Source organism: Gilliamella sp. B3464, assembly GCF_026536145.1.
GTDB lineage: Bacteria > Pseudomonadota > Gammaproteobacteria > Enterobacterales > Orbaceae > Gilliamella.
Window position 1 is genome coordinate 254,935 of record NZ_JAFNOQ010000001.1, and the last position, 20,245, is coordinate 275,179.

Genomic DNA, 20,245 nt, shown 5'->3' on the forward strand with positions numbered 1-20,245 from the left:
TTTTAATAAAAAGTGCGAATGTTACATAAACTATGCTTACTATATGCTAATTATCTGTTAAAATCACTTAAATCAACGTACTATTATATTTTAATGTTTCTTAAAGAGATAATTGATGAAAAAAACGCTAACTTTTCTAATCGGCTTAACATTAAGCCAAGCAGTTTTTGCTGAAAATTTGGTTCAGGTATATGAACAAGCCAAAGAAACGAACCCAGATCTACGAAGTTCATTAGCCGATAAAGACAAAGCTTATTCAGCAATTTCAGGCTCTCGAGCAAGTTTATTACCACAAGTTGGGTTAAGTGCTTCTTATGGTGTAACACATGGGCGCCGAGATAACAGCGGTGAAAAATCTAAAAGTGGTAATTTATATCAAGTCACTTTATCGCAAAGTCTATTCAATTTTTCTAATTGGAAAAATTTAGATATCACAAAAAAACAAGCGAGTATTGCTGATATCACTTACCAATATCAAGGGCAAACATTAATTTTAAATACTTCAGTTGCTTATTTTAATGTGCTAAAAGCGCTTGATGCATTGAGCTTTATCGAAGCTCAGAAAAAAGCCATTGGTCGTCAATTAGAACAAACCCAGCAACAACATCAAGTGGGTTTAGTGGCTATTACAGATGTACAAAATGCCAAAGCTAATTATGATTTAACCGTTGCACAACAAGTTAATGCATTAAATGATTTAAATAACGCCATTGAAGATTTACGGCAAGTCAGCGGTCGTTTTTATTCCCAATTAGCAAGTATTAATACTAAGACGTTTAAAACTGAAATGCCAACCCAAATCGGCGCATTGTTGAAACAATCAGAAACATCAAATCTGAATTTATTAACAATGAAATTAAATCAAGATATCGCACGCGATCAAATCAAGTTAGCACAATCTGGTTATATGCCAACAGCAAGTGTTGATGCATCGACCAATTTAAATAAAACTGATCGATATGGTAAGCAGACTAGTCCTAATGTCCCTAATGGTACTAAATATTCCGGCAGTAACTATGTTGGTGTGAGTGTTAGTATGCCAATATTCTCGGGCGGTGCAACCATGTCTCAAGTTGAACAAGCGCAACACAACTTTGTCAGTTTTAGTGAAAAACTTGAAAGCACCAATCGTAGCGTGATTAATCAAGTTCGTTCTTCTTACAACAATATTTCGTCATCTATCAGTGCAATCAAAGCTTACCAACAAGCGGTTGTCTCTGCGGAAAGTTCATTAGAAGCAACCACATCGGGATATCAAGTTGGAACACGTACTATTGTTGATGTATTAAATGCCACAACTCAGCTATATAGCTCTAAGCGCAACTTGTCTGATGCTAAATATACTTATTTAACGAGTTTATTACAGCTGAAGTATGCAGTTGGAACATTAACTGCTGATGACTTAGTTTACCTTAACAATATGTTAGGAAAAGAGTTAAGCACAACAGTAACAATTAAATAAATAGTAGTTTAAATGGATTTAAACTATTAACTAAAAAGGCGACTGAGTCGCCTTTTTAGTTATCGATACTTTAGCTAGTTATTATATTATCTCACTTACACTCAGGCATATTGACCAATATACTTACAGTAAACAGCATCAAATAAGCTAAGCCATCTTATCTACTATAAATTCAATAAACATCTTTAATTTCAACAACTGGCGTTTATCCGCTGTATAAAGTAGATGAACTTCTCTAGGTGGTGGTAAATACTCCTGTAGAATGGGTAATAATTTTTGTTGTTTAATTGCTTCACTTAGCATTGACTCAGGTAACATCGTTACTCCCAATCCTTGAATGGCGGCTTGTGCTAAGGCGAAGGTATCATTACTTTGTAACATTCCGGATATAGGAAGATTAATCACTTGACCATTAACTTTAAAAGACCAAAGATGATCTTTTCTTGTTGGATTAACATATTGATAAATCAAACATTGGTGTTTTTTTATATCATTGGGCACTGATGGTATTCCATATTTAGCCAAATAACTTGGTGCAGCAGCAAAAATAAGTTGAAAAGATTTGAGTTTACGAGCAATTAGGCTTGAATCATCTAATACCCCAATACGAAACACCGCATCAAAATCATCCTGAACCAAATCAACATAACGATCACTTAATTGAAGATCAATATTTACCTTGGGATAACGCTTCATAAAACAGCTAATAACTGGAATTAAATTGAAATGACCAAAGCTGACTGGCGCACTGATTCTTAATCGACCATTAGGCTCTTCACTAAATTGCTGGGCAAGATTTTTTGTTGCTTTAACTTCATCAAGGATAAACAAACACCGCTCATAATATTGTTTGCCAAATTCAGTTAAATGCTGTGAACGTGTTGTTCGATTAAGTAGCTTTAAACCAATGTATTTTTCTAGATAAGAAATATATTTAGTGACCATTTGAGGTGAAGTATTTAATGAAACAGATGTAGCAACAAAAGATCCTGTTTTTACTGTCACAACAAACGCTTCCATGCACTTTAATAAATCCAAATTATCAACTCCTAGTTGTTAATAAATCAATTATTATCGTATTTATTATCTATTATTTTATAAAGATAATACAACAACTTTATTTATTTAATGGAAATACAAAATGAAAAAAATATCGATTATTGGCGCTGGCTTTATTGGTCAAGCTTGTGCAAAATTATTTATAGAATCTGGGTATCAAGTTATGCTAAGTAACTCAAGAGGAAAAAACACACTTTACAGCGTGGCAAGCGCGATAGGTTGTCAAATCGGCAGTCAACAAGAAGCCATAGAATTTAGTGATATCATCGTAACTGCAATACCATTTGCTAACTATAAACAGTTACCAACAGATTTACTAAGTAACAAAATTATTATTGATACCATGAACTACTATCCTGACAGGGATGGTCATTTTGAGTTATTGGATAATCATCAAATAACAACCAGCGAACTTGTCGCTCAACACCTTAATCAATCGAAAGTAGTCAAAGCATTCAATGCTATTCTTGCAAAAGATATCGTTAAAGATGCGAAACCAAATGATAAAGTTAACAGAAGAGCGCTGCCTGTCGCTGGTAATGATATGCCGAGCAAACAGATAGTTTGTCAGTTACTTGACCAAATTGGCTATGATTATATTGATGTTGGCAATTTATCAGAAAGCTGGCGATTTGAACGAGCTAAACCAGCTTATTGCATTTCACTTAATCGTGAACAATTAAAAGAAGCTTTAGCAAAAGCGACCAAAGAAGATGAATTACCACATAATTCATGGAAATCTTAAATTAAGAAATACAATTCAATTATCTCTAATGCTTTAATATTAAAAAAATGACAATTAGCCGTTTTATTTAATTACTAGACAAATTAAATTTAATAATCGTTTTTATGGAAATAAAATATGAATATGACAGATAAAAGATACACAGCTATAACAGGTGCGAGCTCTGGTATAGGTTATGCAACAGCACTTGAATTTGCTAAACGCAACAAATCCCTTATTCTTATTGCAAGAAGGGAAGAACAATTAATTGATCTTAAACACAAAATTGCAGAGATCAACCCAGCGGTCGATGTCATTATAAAATTATGTGATTTATCAGTAGCCAGTAATGTACATTCACTTTTTCAAGATCTTGATCAATATTTTATCGAGACTTGGATTAACAATGCAGGTTTTGGCAATTATGGAAGTGTTAAAGAGCAGGACTTAAATAAAATAGAATCAATGCTACATTTAAATATAGAAGCATTAACAATTCTATCAACGCTGTATGTGCGTAAATATCAAGATCAAGCGAATACTCAAATAATTAATCTTTCATCAAGAGGCGGATACACAATAGTACCAAATGCGGTCACATACTGTGCAACTAAATTTTATGTTAGTGCATTCACTGAAGGTTTAGCTCACGAATTAAAACAAGCTAAAGCGCCATTACAAGCTAAAGTCCTTGCACCTGCGGCAACCAAAACAGAGTTTGGACAAAAAGCTAACAATGTCACCGATTATGACTACAATAAAAGCTTTGCTAAATATCATTCAGCCGAACAAATGGCACAATTTTTGTTAGCGTTATACGATAGTGATAAAGTCGTTGGTGAAATTAGCACTAAAGACTTTTCATTCTCACTTAAAGATGGCCTATTCCCCTATTCAGGCAATCCAGCTGAAAATCAAAAATAGTAAGATGATGCCATATTACTATTGAATGATATTTGAATAAAAACTAACTCAAAACCATAACATTGTTATCGTTTTGAGTTTTTTTAAACCTAATTTAAATAAATGGTAGCTTAACAGCTAGTGTCTAAAAAAACCTATTGTTACATCTGAATTAAACTCATCAATGAGCCAATTTTAGCAAACCTTTCTTCTACTTTCTTCGCTGCGCCATCTAATGAATATCCATCATCAATCAATTCTTGAATAAGAATTATCTTTTTAATATTGGCTAAATCAAATTGACGAGATTTAGATTGTGGGTCAACTGTTTTGATGATGCCTTTTTCTTCCCAATAACGTAATTTTCTCACTGGAATTTTAGTCATTTCAGAAACTTCCCCAATACCAACAATCACTGTTGATAAAAAGTCATCATACGTATTTTTTAGTGAATTATCACCCATGTCGAAAACCTGTTTATAATCAAAATAAGCACTTATTATAAGGCACAATATCTTTAAACAACAAATAATGTTGTATTTAAGATAAAAATGACTCTATAATTCAATAATTGCACTTTAACTACAATTATTGAATATTTAGAGCTTAACATGAAATATAAATTAATTATAGGTACCTTTTACATTCCACTTATTGCACTGGCCGTTGTGAGTCAACTTTATATATTAATGCCTGTCTCAACCAATCTACTACTTTTTGTGACTCACGCAAGTACCGATAATATTGGATTATTAACCACCTTTTTTGGCATTTTCTACGCTATCGGACTGATTGTCTGGGGAAGTTTATCAGACAAAATCGGCAAGGATCTCACTTTAATCATTGGTCTGCTATTACTTGCCTGCGTTAGTTTTATATTACCACTGCTAGCAAACTACTATTTACTACTGCTTGCTCGTTCAGCTCAGGGATTTTGCGCCGCCTCGTTTCCGCCTGTTGCTTTAGCGTGGATTTCGATTAACCTACCTGACAGCTCAAAATCTAAAGCGATATCAATAATTAGTTGTGCATTTTTACTTGCAGCAACAATTGGGCAATGGTTAGGGTCGTTATTGATTTCAAACTCACTGCTTTATGCAATGTGGTTTTTAGGCGGTATTTATGCGAGTGGTGCCACTATTTTTTACGTCTATCACTTAAAAAGCGAAAAAAATAATCTGGCCGTACCAAGTACAACGCTTATTAAAATATTGTCTAAGTTACCAACTATACTGATCAATAAAAAATTGTTTCCAGTATATCTCTGCTCATTATTCGTTTTACTCGGTTTTGTTGCACTTTATTCCGTATTATATCGTAGCTCGCTTATCAGCCATATTCCAACTTTAAGAAGCATTGGCATTGTTGCTATGTTATTTAGTTTAACCGCAAGTTATCTATTTAAAGTGATCAAACCCGCATATGTGCTAGCAATAGCGCTTTGCTTAATGGCATTAACATTATTGATACAGGCATTTTTTATAAATGATCAAATTAACACATTAATTATCCTCTATCTCTCTCATTTCATATTCATCATTGGTCTTGCCTATGCTATTCCTTCTATGATTGTATATGTAGCAACACAATCAGAGATCAAAGATAGAGGTATTGCAACATCACTATATACTTGTATTTTGTTTATTGGTGTAAGTCTTGGAGCATTTTTACCGTCTTTAATTAACCCTTTTGTACTAATAACCGCGCTTTCTCTTTTACTTTTACTCTGCGCAATCCAACTCATCATCAATTTAACCCTCATCATAAGGAATTGATTTATGATAGAACGATTAATCAAACTGACACTAATATTAAGTTTTTGTTATTCAACATGCTATGCTCAACAATTGCACCAAACAAAGGAAAATACGATGGCCTCAATAGAGTTAACAAACATCAGTACCCAAGCTGCACCCAATTTACAACAACTATTAGATAATAATGAACTTAATTTTAAGTTAGTTTTAACTATTGAAGTAATGCACAATCAACAACCAGTGACACTATATCGTTTTGAACCGCAAGAAACCATGCAACTTCATAACCAGCATATCTCATTTTTATTGGATAATAATACCGGGAAATTAGAAGGATTTGTTAGATTATTGCCGAAATATCAATCATCTAAAGCGCAAGTTGATAAAGATAAAGCCTTATCCATTACACTTAAATTTCTAGAAACTTATGCACCCGATTTATTAAACAACTTTAACAATAATTGGATAGATACGCATGATGAACAAATCATTGTTGACGGAAAAAAAGTAACGTTGACAGGTATGAAGGTAAAATGCCGTGATTTAAATACCGGTCTTTACTTTTGGACAATTATTGCACCAGACGAAACAGTAATGGTTTTTGAAAGGGATGTTGAATGGGACTTTATTCGTGCTGGTCGCCAAACACAAAAATGGTTGCACGATAGTTGGTTAAGTAAAAATTTATAATTCAACTAACCATCGTAGTGAGGTGCAATTTCATTTAAATATCTACTTAAAAACATCTTAACAAGCTTTAATGTTTAACTTGTTAAGATGTGAATAATATAAACAGTTACGAAATTCGCATACCCGGTTTTGCTCCGCTATCTGGCGATAATAAGTAAACACCTTCGCTATCGTCTTTACCACTTGCACATAGTACCATCCCTTCTGAAATACCAAAGCGCATCTTACGTGGAGCCAAGTTGGCGATCATAATGGTTAATCTACCAACTAAAACCGCTGGATCTGGATAGAACTGTTTAATGCCCGAAAATACGTTGCGAGTTTCGTCACCAATATCAAGTGTTAACTGCAATAACTTATCAGAGCCGTCAACAACAGTTGCATTTTTAATTAAGGCAACGCGCATATCCACTTTGGCAAAATCATCAAAATTGATCGTGTCAGCAATAGGTTCGGCGACGTTTTCTTTAGCTGGTGTCGCTAATGCAGCTTGTTGTTTTGTTTCGTCAATCATAGCAGTAATTTTATCCATATCGATACGGTTAAATAGGGCTTTAAATCGGTTAATAGTGTGTCCAATTAAAGGTTGATTAATCGAATCCCACGCTAATTGGCTACCTAAAAATTCTTCGGTGCGCTGTGCTAATGACGGCACGATTGGTTTTAAATAAGTCATCAAAATACGGAATAGATGAATACCCATTGAGCAAATATCTTGTAGAGTTTGCTCCTGCCCCTCTTGTTTAGCCACTACCCATGGCGCTTTTTCATCAATATAGCGATTGGCTTCATCAGCCAGTGCCATGATTTCACGTATTGCTTTCCCTGATTCACGTTGTTCAAAGTAGTCAGCAATCACGATTGATTTTTCGACAAATAACGCATAAAGCTCGGGTTCAGCAAGATTATCAGATAATTTACCGTCAAACCGTTTACTAATAAAGCCTGCCGAACGCGAGGCAATATTCACCACTTTGTTAACTAAATCACTATTTACACGTTGAACAAAATCTTCTAAGTTTAAATCGATATCATCAATATGTGGTGATAATTTCGCGGCATAATAGTAACGCAAACAGTCAGGATCTAAATGTTTTAAATAGGTACTTGCTTGGATAAAGGTACCGCGTGATTTTGACATTTTAGCCCCATCGACTGTCACATAACCATGCACAAAAATATTGGAAGGTTTACGATGTTCGCTACCATCTAACATTGCCGGCCAAAACAAGCTATGGAAGTAAACAATATCTTTACCGATAAAATGGTAAAGTTCAGTTGTTGAGTCTTTGTTCCAAAACTCATCAAAAATCGGTTTATTATGTTTATTGCAGTAATTGAGGAAAGAGCCCATATAACCGATTGGCGCATCTAACCAAACATAAAAATATTTACCTGGTGCGTCTGGAATTTCAAAGCCAAAATAAGGCGCATCACGGCTAATGTCCCATGGTTGTAATCCTGCTTCAAACCACTCCTGCATTTTATTAGCCACTTGATCTTGTAGTGTGCCTGAACGAATCCACGCTTGTAACATATCGGAAAACGCAGGCAAGTCAAAAAAGAAGTGCTCAGAATCTTTCATAATCGGCGTTGCACCAGATACCACCGATTGCGGATTGATTAAATCAATCGGATTATAGGTTGCACCACAAACTTCACAATTATCGCCATATTGGTCTGGTGATTTACAACGAGGGCAAGTCCCTTTCACAAAACGATCAGGTAAAAACATCTGTTTTTCGGGATCGAATAATTGTGAAATAACTTTAGTTTTAATATAGCCATTAGCTTTTAGCTTTTTATAAATTTGCTCTGATATTTCACGATTTTCAGGACTATGCGTTGAGTGGTAATTATCGTAACTAATATTAAAACCAGCAAAATCTCGTTGGTGCTCGATGTTAACGTCTGCAATCATTTGCTCTGGTGTCATACCTAATTGCTGAGCTTTAAGCATGATTGGCGTACCATGCGCATCGTCAGCACAAATAAAATAGATCTCATTACCACGCATACGTTGATAACGTACCCAAACATCAGCTTGAATATGCTCAAGCATATGCCCTAAGTGAATTGAACCATTTGCGTAAGGAAGCGCACAAGTCACCAATATTTTGCGTTTTGTTGTCATGTCGATTAATTACCTTTTATTACATAATGGCGGAAATAGTACATCAATCGTGGGATTATCGCTAGATTTATGCCATAATTTAATAACATTTCTCTCAAATTCAACATGAATTCAAAGTGTAATAGGCATAATTAATCATATAAAATGGCAATACTTAATTTATCGATTAGATAACTGTTTGTCATCGTACTTGAAATACTAATAATTTAAAACAATATAAGTAGAAATCTGGTACACAAAATTTAAGGTCAAAAAACATGGAAGCAAAACAGATTCTTGAAACATTTACCCATCCTACTTTACAAAAAAATTTAGTTGCACTTGGTGCGGTTAAGCGGTGTGAATATGTTGATGAGTCACTTTCAATTCATTTAACCATGCCATTTGCTTGGGGACTTGCTTTTGAAGAGTTAAAAGCTAAGTTAACGCCTGAGTTACTTAAGTTAGATAATGTTAACCATGTGAATTGGCAGCTTGACTATAACATAGCCACTTTAAAACGTGCCAATAGCCAACATGCAGTTAAAAATATTAAAAACATTATTGCTGTTAGCTCAGGAAAAGGCGGAGTTGGTAAATCGTCAACAGCAATTAATCTTGCCCTTGCGTTACAAGCACAAGGAGCTAAAGTTGGCATTTTAGATGCTGATATCTATGGTCCTTCTATTCCAACAATGTTAGGCACAGAAAAACAACAACCATTAACCCCTGATAATAAACATATGAGCCCTATTATGGCATATGGATTAGCGAGTAACTCTATTGGTTATTTAGTTGATGCTGATGGTGCTATGGTATGGCGAGGACCAATGGCAAGTAAAGCATTGCTACAAATTTTACAAGATACACTTTGGCCCGAACTCGATTATTTAGTTATCGATATGCCGCCAGGCACTGGCGATATACAATTAACTCTTGCACAAAGTATTCCTGTGACAGCCGCGGTTATTGTTACAACGCCACAAGATATTGCTTTAATTGACGCTAAAAAAGGCATTACCATGTTCAATAAAGTCAACATTCCAACGCTGGGAATTGTTGAAAATATGAGTTATCACATCTGTGAAAATTGTGGTCATCATGAAGCTATTTTTGGAGAAGGTGGCGCTAAACATTTAGCCGAGCAATATCACACTAAATTATTGGGCCAAATCCCCCTACATAAAATGTTAAGACAAGATCTCGATTCTGGCAAACCAACTGTAATTAGTCACCCTGAAAGTGACTTTACACAACTTTATTGTCAAATAGCCAGCTTAATTGCCAGTGAACTTTATTGGCAAGGTGAAACTATTTTGCCAGATATATCATTTAAAGCAGTATAAGGGTTAATTAATTGGCTTTTTATAATTAAAAGCCAATTTCATTGCGAATTATTCATCACAACTTAATAACGCTAAGTTAAATTTTAGATCAATGTTTTTTTAAATGACTAAATTCTGTTTTAGCTTTAGCTAATTGCTGATTAAATGCAGGATTAGTATGTAATTGCGCGACAACTGCTGCTGCCATCACTTTAGCGGCATCCACATCACTCTGCCAGTGATAGCCACAAATTACCCGACTTTCACCAATCTCATAACCACGTTTTAAAATTTCATTTTGACGCTCAGGATTTATCTCAGCCAACACTAGCGAAATAGCAAACCCCATTGTGGTGTGACCTGACGGATATGAACCATTAGTGGATAAAGTTTTTTCGTCTTCAGGGCGACAAGTTGGTTCGTTAAAAAAAGAGAAGGGCCTGACTCGGTTATAATGGTTTTTCGCTGAACGTGTGGCGAGATCCCCCGCATCTTCTTTCATTGTGGTAATTAGTTTATAAATCTCAGGAGTTGTTGTGATTGATATTTCGTGACCAAAAGATGGCGAAAACTGCTTAGTAACATTATCTTTACTGGAATCGGCATCTAAATAGGCTTGATGACCGCGCTCGGTATTACGCATAGATTTTCCCCAATCATATTGAGCTTTATCTCTCAAAAAATCAATACTATTATAAGATGGTGGAGGCGGTAGCAATAATAGACTATCAGGTGCTTGATCTTCTTTAAGATAAAAATCTTGCGGATCGGTAGTGACATCTTTAACGCCTGCCGCAAAAGTATTTGCACAAAATAAACAACCAATAATAATACTTTTGACAAAAAGTTGTTTCATATACATCTCCTTACTAAACTTGGCATTACACTATCAATATAGTCTATGAAACAAATTGCCTTGTTAGTTTCTTCAAGTAATAAAAAATTTCGATAATACGTTGTTAAAACGCTATTTAATCAGATTGACCACTTCGCAGTCAGCCAATCTTAAATTGAATTATTTTAGGAATAAACAGTCGGATTTTTATTATGTGATAAGTGTCACATATTGATTCAGGTTGTGAAAGTCTATTAAGCCAAGATCTTATCTCGAAACATAAAAAATACAGCGCCAAGCAAACATAAACCGGCCCAAATATAATCCGTTTTGAATGGTTCTTTTAAAATGTAAATTGAAAATGGAATAAACACAGACAAACTAATCACTTCTTGAATAATTTTTAACTGACCCGCTGTCGCGACTTGAAAACCAATTCGATTAGCAGGGACTTGTAATAAATATTCAAATAATGCAATACCCCAACTTATAAAAACAGCAACTATCCAAGCTTGATTATGTAAAAAACGTAAATGTCCATACCAAGCAAAAGTCATAAAAATATTACTAAAAGTAAGTAAACACACAGTGATAAGAAGTTGGCTCATAATAATCAATAAAGTAGTAGAAAGGGAAATAACATTATATACCTACACCTAATAAAGCTGCAAAATGGATAAATAACCATTGCGTTTACATCGCAATGTTTTTAGCAATTTTATTAATTGGGTAAATCATCATTATTCACCTTGTCATACTATTGATGATTTTTTAATCTAGCTTTATAGTAAAGAGAGTTTTTCTATCCTCACCTTTCCATCTTATTTCTACCACTATTAAGTTAATGTGACACTAAAAATTAGGAGACAGCTATGCAAAAACGAGTTAATGAAGTCACGATGAAAGGAACGCCTGTTACTTTGCTAGGACCAAAAATAACAATTGGTGATACAGCACCAGATTTTACTGTTGAAAATAGTAAAATGGAGCCGATAAAATTATCCGATTTTAAAGGCAAGGTTAGAATAATTAATTCAGTGCCATCAATTGATACTTCTGTGTGCAGTGCGCAAGTTCACCGTTTTAATGTTGAAGCTGCAAAATTAAAAGATGTCGTAATATTCTCTGTCAGTGTCGATCTGCCATTTGCATTAAATCGATACTGCGCGGCCGAAGGAATTGATGCAGTAAAAGTGACATCAGATCACAAAGATCTGGATTTTGGTTTAAAATATGGTGTTGTTATTGAAGAAAAACGATTACTTACAAGAGCTGTGTTTGTCGTTGATAAACATGATAAAATCGCTTATGTTGAATATGTTAAAGAAACGTCGGACGAACCTAATTACGATAAAGTGTTAGCCGCAGTCACAGCGTTAACAAACTAATTTTACCCATTATGAAAGCTATGTCATCTAAAGATTATAGATGGCATAGCAAAGCAAGATTTATGCTACCTATCCGTTTAATAACTAACAATATTCAGTTATAATTATTGAAAATCAATTTATCCCTTCAATAAAGTTATATCATGAATAATGCCAATAAACGGTCTCGAATTTGGTCGTCGATACTTTGTCTGGCTTTTGCTGGATTCATTTTCAACACCACTGAATTTGTTCCCGTTGGATTACTACCCAACATTGCTGAAAGTTTTTCGATGGATGTTGCTCATGCCGGGCTTTTATTAACCATTTATGCTTGGGCGGTATCGTTATTGTCTTTGCCATTGACGGTATTAACCTCAAAAATGGAAAGACGAAAATTATTAGCAGGACTTTTTTGTTTGTTTATTTGTAGTCACATTTTAGCGGGTTTTGCTTGGAATTTTTATAGTTTAATGGTGGCGAGAATTGGTATTGCTTGTGCGCATGCCGTTTTTTGGGCTATCACTACGCCATTAGCAGTTCGATTAGCGCCAAATGGCAAACGGGCACAGGCAATGAGTTTTATTGTTGTAGGTACATCAATGGCTACCGTTTTAGGTATTCCAATTGGTACAATGATAGGACAACTCGTGGGCTGGCGAGCAACCTTTTTATGCATCAGTATCATTGCATTTTCAATTATGGTGTTATTACTCTACTTATTGCCTCAAGTGCCGAGCTTAAATGTTATTTCACTTAAAGACATTCCAAAAGTGTTAAAACGCCCTGTTCTTTTGAATATCTATTTATTGACGGCGATAATTATCACCGGTCATTTTACTGCTTACACGTATATCACACCATTTATGATGAAAGTGGGCGGTTTTAGTCAACATGTTATTGTCATTATATTATTAGCTGTTGGATTTTCAGGCATGATAGGTAGCATACTTTTTGCTCGCTATGCTGACAAATACCCTATTGCGATTCTCGTCTTACCCATGATAGGGCTAATAATTTGTTTATTGTCTTTATATGTTTGTGCTTTAAGCCTTTATACTGCCATTATGCAAAGTATGTTATGGGGGCTTTCGATAACTATTATTGGTATGGTAATGCAAAGCAAAGTGATTGACGCTGCGCCTGATGCCGCAGATATTGCCACCTCGGTCTATTCAGGTATTTACAATATCGGAATTGGTGGCGGTGCTTTTGTCGGTAGCCAAGTTTTAGTCGTACTCTCAACCCATTACATTGGCTTTATTGGTTCAATTTTTGTTGTTCTTGCATTACTTTTATTCTTCTTATTATCCAAACGAATTTGGTTATTAGCAAAATAAGCGCTAAACAAGCGCTTATTGGCTTAACGATTCAAGTTGTTCCCAGCGTGTAAATACAGTTTCTAACTCAGCTTCTTTATCGGCCAAATCTTGTAATATTTTGCTGGTAACGTCATGAGGTTGGTTAAAAAAGTCACTATGACCTATTTGTGTTTGTAAATCACTAATAGCCACCTCGAGTTGCTCAATCTTAATTGGTAATTGGGTCAATTCACGTTGCTCATTATAACTCAGTTTGACTCTCTTTTTAGTGGTTTGATCTTTATTATCAACAACTATATTAGCTTCGTTGTTAGTTGATTTACTCGACTGATTAAGGGTTATTTGTGCTTTAACGGGATTGGCTTGTTGCTGTTGTTGTAAAGCATCACTGTAACCACCTGCATAAATACCAATATGACCATGATCTTCGAAAAACCAGCATTGTGTGACAACATTATCCACAAATTGCCTATCGTGACTAACAAGTAAAACCGTTCCTTGATAATCATTAACAAGTTCTTCTAATAATTCTAACGTCTCAATATCAAGATCATTGGTTGGTTCATCAAGTACTAATAAATTACTTGGTTTTAAAAAGAGTTTTGCTAATAACAGACGATTACGCTCACCACCGGATAATGCTCTTACTGGTGTACGTGCTCGTTTGGGTGGAAATAGAAAATCCTGTAAATAACCTAAAACATGCCTTGAGCGCCCATTTACCATCACTTCTTGCTTACCTTCAGCAAGATTATCCATTACGGTTTTTTCGGGATCGAGTTCTAATCGATACTGGTCAAAGTACGCAACTTCTAACTTGGTTCCACAATGAACATGACCGGATGTTGGGACTAAATCACCTAACATTAATTTAAGTAATGTCGTTTTACCCACTCCATTAGGTCCAATTAACGCGATCTTATCACCTCTTAAGACTTGCACGGTAAAATCGTTGATTAATTGTTTATTTTCAATTTGATAACTGACATTATCAAGTTCAAAAACAATTTTACCTGATCTTAATGCTTCTTCGATTTGCATCTTAGCACTGCCCATCACTTGACGGCGCTCCCGATGCTCTTGCCGCATTGCTTTTAAGGCGCGTACTCTACCTTCGTTACGTGTGCGACGTGCTTTAATGCCTTGACGAATCCAAACCTCTTCTTGAGCTAATTTTTTATCAAATTCGGCATTTTGTAGTTCTTCAACGCGTAATGCTTCTTCTTTGCCAATTAAATAACTATCATAATCACAACCCCATGATGCAACCTTACCGCGATCCAAATCAATAATACGCGTCGCCATTTGTCGAATAAAAGATCGGTCATGAGAAATAAAAACAATACTGCCATTAAAACTTTTTAAAAACTCTTCTAACCATTTAATCGTTTCAATATCCAAATGATTGGTAGGCTCATCAAGTAATAAAACCGTTGGTTGACAAACTAACGCTTTGGCTAAAGCGGCTTTACGTAACCATCCGCCCGACAATGATGACAATAATGCATCACCATCTAAAGAAAGTGATGAAATCACATTACGAATACGATTATCAAGTTGCCAACCATTTTGATGATCAAGTTGCTCTTGAATTTTTGCCAACTTAGTTAAATTACTTTCTGTTGGATTTTGCTCAATTTGATGAGATAAATCATAATAATCTCGTAATAATTGCGCCTGATCTTTTAATCCTTCTGCCACAAAATCAAATACATTACCTTGAATATCTCGAGGAGGATCTTGTTGAAGGCGTGAAACAATAACATTATTTTCATAAATAATTTGCCCTTCATCTAAAGGCACTTCTTTATTAAGGACTTTAAGTAACGTCGATTTACCTGCCCCATTACGTCCAACAAGACAAACTCGTTCATTTGCTTCAATCGACAGATCAATATGATCAAGCAGGGGCGCATCACTAAATGAAAGATAAGCATTTGTAAGGTTAATTAATGACATATTTTTGGTTTTATTTGGATATTAAATAATAAAGCGTTATTCTATCACAAAGTTGTAATAGGCAACTAAATTCAATTTTCAAAGTTGTAGTTAAAGGCTTCACTATGGTGAGCATTCAATGCTCTTCTTTTAAAAAATAAATACTGCGATATTTTTACTATTTATCACTATCAATGATATTTCATTATGGAGGTTATGATGAGCCATATGTGGACATTTCAACGTGTGGGTGGATTAGATCAAGTCGTTTTTAAAAGTGCTGACGATATTATTGATTTACCACAATTAGATCCCAAATTATGGGTGGCATTAAGTTGCCCAACAACAGGGTTAGATTTTGACGAAAGAACGCTTGCTTTATTAGATGATGATAAAGATGGGCGAATTCGTATTCCTGACATTCTAAATGCAATTAATTGGATAAAAGACAAACTAGTATCTTTTGATAATATTTTAACAAGCCGCCCAACCTTACCTTTATCAGAGATCAACACATCGACCGAACAAGGTAAAAAATTATTAATAACCGCTCGTAGTATCTTAGCCAATCTAGGCAAAAATCAAGCAGAGTCTTTGACTCAAGATGATGTACAACAATCGTTTAAAATAAATGCAAGTAAACTCTATAATGGCGATTTAATTTTTCCTGCATCGGCTCAATTACCAACTCAAATGCAATCTTTTATTGAATTTGCCATTAAAACTGTTGGTGCAGAAAAAGATATGAGTGGGCAAGATGGTATAACGCTCGACATCGCTAAGGCTTTTGCAAGCAATATCAAGATATGGCAACAATGGCAAACAGATATTAGTAATACCCAAACACCTTTTGGTGCAAATAGTGCAGAAATATGGAAATTAATCCAATTACTTAAACCTAAAATTGATGATTATTTTTTACGTGTTGAACTGGCGCAATATGCGCCCCAAGCACAATCATCACTCAATGTTGATGAGAAGTATATTGTGCCAAATCAAAATGGACTGTTATCAAATGAAGCACTCGCTCAATTACCTTTATCTAAAATTGATAACAGCCTTACGCTTGACTTAGTCAATGGTCTTAATCCGCTTTGGAAAGATAAAATTAGCCGATTTAAAACATTAGTTGCAACTTCATTGACTAATCCAAATCAACTCAGTCAATCAGAGTGGAAAGCGATACAACATAGTTTAGAAGGTTACGCTACATTGATTAATTCTAAACCGGAAATGGTGAAATTAAATGTCACAACCAACCCAACGGAAAGTATAGAGGATATACCAAATCAACTTTTCAATGGTACGACGATAGATGATTTATTGCTTGAATTTGAAAAAATGATTGAACAAGACAGTAAAACACCAATTTCAGCATCAGATGTATTAGTGTTAGAAAAACTGGTGCTTTTTCAAAAACACCTTTATCGTTTATTAGTTAACTTTGCTTCATTTGCTGATTTCTTTTCACTTGAAAAAAGAGCCGCATTTCAATTAGGAAAACTTTATATTGACGGTCGTTGTGCCACATTGTGTGTTGCAGTAGAAAATATAGCTAAACACTCAACGATGGCCAATTACTCCGAGTTATGTCTACTTTATTGTGAATGTACCAGACTAGGCGAAAAACAGACTATTGCAGCAGCAATCACAGCGGGCCAAGGTGATCTATTAATAGAGGGGCGTAATGGTGTATTTATCGACAACGATGGCAATGACTGGGATGCCAATGTAGTTAAAATGATTACTAAACCGATTAGTATTCAACAAGCAATATGGGCACCTTATCAACGTATAGGGCGTTTAATTACGGAACAAATTAACAAATGGGCAACAAGCAAAGATGCTGATATCGAAAAATCCAGTGAAAAAGTCATCCAACAGCCAGAAACAAAATTTGATATTGGTAAAAGTGTCGGAATTTTTGCTGCGATAGGCTTAGCTGTTGGTGCCATAGGTACTGCACTAGCCACACTATTTCAAGCTATTTTTTCACTTACTTGGTGGCAATTTCCACTGGTTTTTATCGGTCTGTTTTTAATTATTTCAGGTCCTTCTGTTGTTTTAGCTTGGTTAAAATTAAGGCGTAGAACACTAGGTCCTTTACTTGAAGCTTCCGGCTGGGCAATTAACGGGCAAGTAAAAATCAATCTATTATTAGGAAGATTACTTACCAGCAAAGCAGAACTACCGGAAAACGCTAAACGAAATTTACGCGATCCATTAAAAAGAAGAAATAAAAAATTAACTATAGCGTTTTGGTTAGCCATTGTAATTGGCATAGCTATAAGTGGAGGATGGCTTTGGTATAAAGGGTATTTCAATCAATATTTAGAACCGGAAAAGTCTTCAGTTCAAAAAAATACCACAACAACTTCAGAAAAATAAAAACATGAATAAAATATATTTATGACGATTAATTTCGCCGACTTAGCGGCCGGCGAATATCATTCAAAATTAATGTTGATAAACCGGTAGTCGCTTACAAATAGTTAACACTTTTTCTTTTACTGCTTGAATTGTTTGCTCATCATCAATATTATCGAGCACATCACACATCCAATTCGCGAGTTCCCGTGATTCGGCTTCTTTAAAACCACGTCGGGTAATTGCCGGCGTACCAATACGCACACCAGAGGTAACAAATGGACTTTGTGGATCTTTAGGAACACTATTTTTATTCACTGTAATATTTGCACTACCTAAAGCAGCATCCGCTTCTTTACCTGTGATATTTTTATCAACCAAATCAATTAAAAATAGGTGGTTTTTAGTTTCGCCAGAAACTACTTTGTAACCACGTTTTAAAATAACTTCAACCATCGCCTGTGCATTTTTTACGACTTGTTGTTGATAAATTTTATATTCTGGCTCCATCGCTTCTTTCAGTGCAACTGCTTTTGCTGCAATAACATGCATTAAAGGACCACCTTGTGCACCAGGAAAGACCGATGAGTTTAATTTTTTATAAAGATCTTCACTACCATTTTTAGCTAAAATTAATCCACCACGTGGACCGCCAAGCGTTTTGTGTGTCGTTGTTGTTACAACGTGCGCATAAGGCACTGGATTTGGGTAAACACCTGCGGCAACTAAACCTGCAACATGGGCCATATCAACAAAAAAGTATGCCCCTACGCTATCAGCTATTTCACGCATACGTTTCCAATCAACAATACCTGAATAAGCTGAAAAACCACCAATAATCATTTTAGGTTGCGACTCTTTAGCGATTTTAGCTAGTTGCTCATAATCGATATGACCGGTAGCATCAACACCGTAGGCAACAATATTATAAAGTTTACCTGAAAAACTAACAGGTGCGCCGTGCGTCAAGTGACCGCCTTCAGATAAATTCATGCCTAAAACAGTATCGCCGGGCTGTAAAAGTGCGGTATAAACAGCAAAGTTAGCTTGTGACCCAGAATGGGGCTGTACATTGGCATAATCGGCACCAAATAATGCTTTAGCACGATCTATGGCTAATTGCTCAACAATATCAACATATTCACAACCGCCATAATATCGTTTACCGGGATAACCTTCCGCATATTTATTGGTCAGTTGAGAGCCTTGAGCCTGCATCACACGTGGGCTGGTGTAATTTTCTGATGCGATAAGTTCGAGATGATCTTCTTGTCGTTGTTCTTCACCTTTAATCGCATCCCACAAATCCTTATCATAATCGGCAATTGTCATTTCTTTACTAAACATGTTGGCTCCTTGTTGTCAATCACATTGACCTTGCGGCTAATTGTTGTATTAATATGTTCAAAAAAAATCCTGTTCGATTATCGTTACTTAATTAACCAGCAATTTCAATCTTTTTTTAATCATTATAAGTAATATTTATATGAAAAATGCTGAAAAAGAGATTTGCTATTTTGGTCTACAGTTTTAATTATTCACTTACTAAAGGAATTGATAGGTCAGTTTCGCTTAGGTATTAACTCGTTGATAAAATAATAAGTAAAAATGTGAATAAATAGTGATTGGTTGAGTGAAATCGTTAATTAACTAGCGGATTGTTTTCATGCTTAGCCGATTTGATATCGGCTATTTCATTATTGTGTGAATAACTTTCTCTCAAAAAAAGTGTGTTGAGATTTTACATTATTTTAAAAAATAAAAATGCATGTTTTTTATACTAAAAATTTTATCTCAGACGGCTTCGCCCCTGTGATAAAATTTTTTCCTTCAAACCTCGGATAAAACCCGATTCTATTGATGATGGATATTTATCCTGTCGCCAATTCATTAAAAAATAATACTCTTGCTCGCTGAGTGTTAGCTGCCTGCTGGCTGCTAACTCTCTGCTCAAAGCCGATACTTCTAAGTTTTTTTCAGCCTCTACTAGCTCTGTTTTATTATTTCGCTCGATTGCTTCTTTCTTTAGTAGATAATTTTTTTGCTTGAGATACCAACTGTTATAATCTGCTAAATCCTCTATCTCATGTGTTAACTTTATTTCATAACCATAATCATGATGAATTAATCTACGACCAAAATGTTTTTCTAAGGTTGAAACCGGTAATCCCCCTCTAAGAATAAGATCGCCACCACTTTTTTTATGACGAACACCGCATACTTTCACCAAAAGATTTAACTCTATTCTAGCCAAATAAAGCGACATGCCATACAACTGCGCAAATATTCCTTGCTTGAAAAAATAAATACTAGTGCGACTATTACTTTTCTCTAATTTATCAATTATATCCATACTACATTTCACCTTTATCTAATCAATAGT

Annotated in this window: 17 protein-coding genes; 9 read left to right on the forward strand and 8 right to left on the reverse strand. The window is 35.1% G+C overall.

Going from position 1 to position 20,245, the window contains the following annotated elements; all coding sequences use genetic code 11:
* Window positions 1-115: 115 nt before the first annotated feature.
* Entirely contained in the window at window positions 116-1,462 is a 1,347-nt protein-coding gene (gene tolC / locus J3U57_RS01105; protein WP_267343582.1) for an outer membrane channel protein TolC, read from the forward strand.
* Between the two features lie 147 nt (window positions 1,463-1,609).
* On the opposite strand, the gene J3U57_RS01110 is transcribed toward tolC, so the two are convergent.
* A complete protein-coding gene (locus tag J3U57_RS01110; protein WP_267333273.1) occupies window positions 1,610-2,500 on the reverse strand; it encodes a LysR family transcriptional regulator in 891 nt (296 codons plus the stop codon).
* A gap of 103 nt (window positions 2,501-2,603) precedes the next feature.
* Here J3U57_RS01110 and J3U57_RS01115 point away from each other — a divergent pair, with 103 nt between their 5' ends.
* On the forward strand, window positions 2,604-3,266 hold the full coding sequence (locus tag J3U57_RS01115) for an NADPH-dependent F420 reductase (protein ID WP_267333272.1): 663 nt from the start codon (window positions 2,604-2,606) through the stop codon (window positions 3,264-3,266).
* 123 nt (window positions 3,267-3,389) lie between these two features.
* On the forward strand, window positions 3,390-4,169 hold the full coding sequence (locus tag J3U57_RS01120; protein WP_416379642.1) for an SDR family NAD(P)-dependent oxidoreductase: 780 nt from the start codon (window positions 3,390-3,392) through the stop codon (window positions 4,167-4,169).
* 140 nt (window positions 4,170-4,309) lie between these two features.
* Here the strand turns inward: J3U57_RS01120 and J3U57_RS01125 are convergent, their stop codons facing one another.
* Window positions 4,310-4,612, reverse strand: coding sequence for a MerR family transcriptional regulator (locus J3U57_RS01125; protein ID WP_267333270.1), 303 nt, complete (start codon window positions 4,610-4,612; stop codon window positions 4,310-4,312).
* Between the two features lie 147 nt (window positions 4,613-4,759).
* On the opposite strand from J3U57_RS01125, the gene J3U57_RS01130 reads away from it, so the two are divergent.
* On the forward strand, window positions 4,760-5,923 hold the full coding sequence (locus J3U57_RS01130; protein ID WP_267343584.1) for an MFS transporter: 1,164 nt from the start codon (window positions 4,760-4,762) through the stop codon (window positions 5,921-5,923).
* A gap of 3 nt (window positions 5,924-5,926) precedes the next feature.
* Window positions 5,927-6,595 (forward strand): YcdB/YcdC domain-containing protein, encoded by a 669-nt coding sequence (locus tag J3U57_RS01135; protein ID WP_267343585.1) that lies wholly within the window; start codon window positions 5,927-5,929, stop codon window positions 6,593-6,595.
* 106 nt (window positions 6,596-6,701) lie between these two features.
* On the opposite strand, the gene metG is transcribed toward J3U57_RS01135, so the two are convergent.
* A complete protein-coding gene (gene metG / locus J3U57_RS01140) occupies window positions 6,702-8,729 on the reverse strand; it encodes a methionine--tRNA ligase (protein ID WP_267343586.1) in 2,028 nt (675 codons plus the stop codon).
* Between the two features lie 257 nt (window positions 8,730-8,986).
* On the opposite strand from metG, the gene apbC reads away from it, so the two are divergent.
* The gene (apbC, locus tag J3U57_RS01145; RefSeq protein ID WP_267333266.1) at window positions 8,987-10,054 is read left to right on the forward strand and encodes an iron-sulfur cluster carrier protein ApbC; all 1,068 of its coding nucleotides are present in this window, start codon (window positions 8,987-8,989) and stop codon (window positions 10,052-10,054) included.
* Window positions 10,055-10,142: 88 nt separating this feature from the next.
* On the opposite strand, the gene J3U57_RS01150 is transcribed toward apbC, so the two are convergent.
* Both J3U57_RS01150 and J3U57_RS01155 read right to left on the reverse strand, forming a co-directional pair.
* On the reverse strand, window positions 10,143-10,889 hold the full coding sequence (locus J3U57_RS01150; protein ID WP_267343587.1) for an acid phosphatase: 747 nt from the start codon (window positions 10,887-10,889) through the stop codon (window positions 10,143-10,145).
* Between the two features lie 233 nt (window positions 10,890-11,122).
* Window positions 11,123-11,476 carry a DMT family protein gene (locus J3U57_RS01155; protein WP_267333264.1) on the reverse strand — a complete coding sequence of 118 codons (354 nt, stop codon included), beginning with the start codon at window positions 11,474-11,476 and terminating at the stop codon, window positions 11,123-11,125.
* A gap of 264 nt (window positions 11,477-11,740) precedes the next feature.
* On the opposite strand from J3U57_RS01155, the gene tpx reads away from it, so the two are divergent.
* Both tpx and J3U57_RS01165 read left to right on the forward strand, forming a co-directional pair.
* Entirely contained in the window at window positions 11,741-12,256 is a 516-nt protein-coding gene (gene tpx / locus J3U57_RS01160) for a thiol peroxidase (protein ID WP_267333263.1), read from the forward strand.
* Between the two features lie 143 nt (window positions 12,257-12,399).
* On the forward strand, window positions 12,400-13,575 hold the full coding sequence (locus J3U57_RS01165; protein WP_267333262.1) for a sugar transporter: 1,176 nt from the start codon (window positions 12,400-12,402) through the stop codon (window positions 13,573-13,575).
* Window positions 13,576-13,590: 15 nt separating this feature from the next.
* Here the strand turns inward: J3U57_RS01165 and J3U57_RS01170 are convergent, their stop codons facing one another.
* Complete coding sequence (locus J3U57_RS01170) at window positions 13,591-15,516, reverse strand: ABC transporter ATP-binding protein (protein ID WP_267343588.1); 1,926 nt, start codon at window positions 15,514-15,516, stop codon at window positions 13,591-13,593.
* Window positions 15,517-15,714: 198 nt separating this feature from the next.
* Between J3U57_RS01170 and J3U57_RS01175 the strand changes: the two genes are divergently transcribed.
* Complete coding sequence (locus J3U57_RS01175; protein ID WP_267343589.1) at window positions 15,715-17,883, forward strand: phage holin family protein; 2,169 nt, start codon at window positions 15,715-15,717, stop codon at window positions 17,881-17,883.
* A 69-nt stretch (window positions 17,884-17,952) separates the two neighbouring features.
* Here J3U57_RS01175 and glyA read toward each other — a convergent pair whose 3' ends face one another.
* Entirely contained in the window at window positions 17,953-19,209 is a 1,257-nt protein-coding gene (gene glyA / locus J3U57_RS01180) for a serine hydroxymethyltransferase (protein ID WP_267333259.1), read from the reverse strand.
* A gap of 442 nt (window positions 19,210-19,651) precedes the next feature.
* Window positions 19,652-20,215, reverse strand: a complete 564-nt coding sequence (locus J3U57_RS01185; protein WP_267343590.1) for a hypothetical protein — start codon at window positions 20,213-20,215, stop codon at window positions 19,652-19,654.
* Window positions 20,216-20,245: the final 30 nt, after the last annotated feature.

What these genes read in the sequence shown, in the direction of transcription:
- J3U57_RS01135 (WP_267343585.1), top strand. Translation starts at nt 5,927, where the DNA reads ATGATAGAACGATTAATCAAACTGACACTAATATTAAGTTTTTGTTAT.
- J3U57_RS01120 (WP_416379642.1), top strand. Translation starts at nt 3,390, where the DNA reads ATGACAGATAAAAGATACACAGCTATAACAGGTGCGAGCTCTGGTATA.
- J3U57_RS01150 (WP_267343587.1), bottom strand. Translation starts at nt 10,889, where the DNA reads ATGAAACAACTTTTTGTCAAAAGTATTATTATTGGTTGTTTATTTTGT.
- tolC (WP_267343582.1), top strand. Translation starts at nt 116, where the DNA reads ATGAAAAAAACGCTAACTTTTCTAATCGGCTTAACATTAAGCCAAGCA.
- J3U57_RS01115 (WP_267333272.1), top strand. Translation starts at nt 2,604, where the DNA reads ATGAAAAAAATATCGATTATTGGCGCTGGCTTTATTGGTCAAGCTTGT.
- J3U57_RS01125 (WP_267333270.1), bottom strand. Translation starts at nt 4,612, where the DNA reads ATGGGTGATAATTCACTAAAAAATACGTATGATGACTTTTTATCAACA.
- J3U57_RS01130 (WP_267343584.1), top strand. Translation starts at nt 4,760, where the DNA reads ATGAAATATAAATTAATTATAGGTACCTTTTACATTCCACTTATTGCA.
- J3U57_RS01170 (WP_267343588.1), bottom strand. Translation starts at nt 15,516, where the DNA reads ATGTCATTAATTAACCTTACAAATGCTTATCTTTCATTTAGTGATGCG.
- metG (WP_267343586.1), bottom strand. Translation starts at nt 8,729, where the DNA reads ATGACAACAAAACGCAAAATATTGGTGACTTGTGCGCTTCCTTACGCA.
- glyA (WP_267333259.1), bottom strand. Translation starts at nt 19,209, where the DNA reads ATGTTTAGTAAAGAAATGACAATTGCCGATTATGATAAGGATTTGTGG.
- J3U57_RS01185 (WP_267343590.1), bottom strand. Translation starts at nt 20,215, where the DNA reads ATGGATATAATTGATAAATTAGAGAAAAGTAATAGTCGCACTAGTATT.
- J3U57_RS01155 (WP_267333264.1), bottom strand. Translation starts at nt 11,476, where the DNA reads ATGAGCCAACTTCTTATCACTGTGTGTTTACTTACTTTTAGTAATATT.
- J3U57_RS01175 (WP_267343589.1), top strand. Translation starts at nt 15,715, where the DNA reads ATGAGCCATATGTGGACATTTCAACGTGTGGGTGGATTAGATCAAGTC.
- apbC (WP_267333266.1), top strand. Translation starts at nt 8,987, where the DNA reads ATGGAAGCAAAACAGATTCTTGAAACATTTACCCATCCTACTTTACAA.
- tpx (WP_267333263.1), top strand. Translation starts at nt 11,741, where the DNA reads ATGCAAAAACGAGTTAATGAAGTCACGATGAAAGGAACGCCTGTTACT.
- J3U57_RS01165 (WP_267333262.1), top strand. Translation starts at nt 12,400, where the DNA reads ATGAATAATGCCAATAAACGGTCTCGAATTTGGTCGTCGATACTTTGT.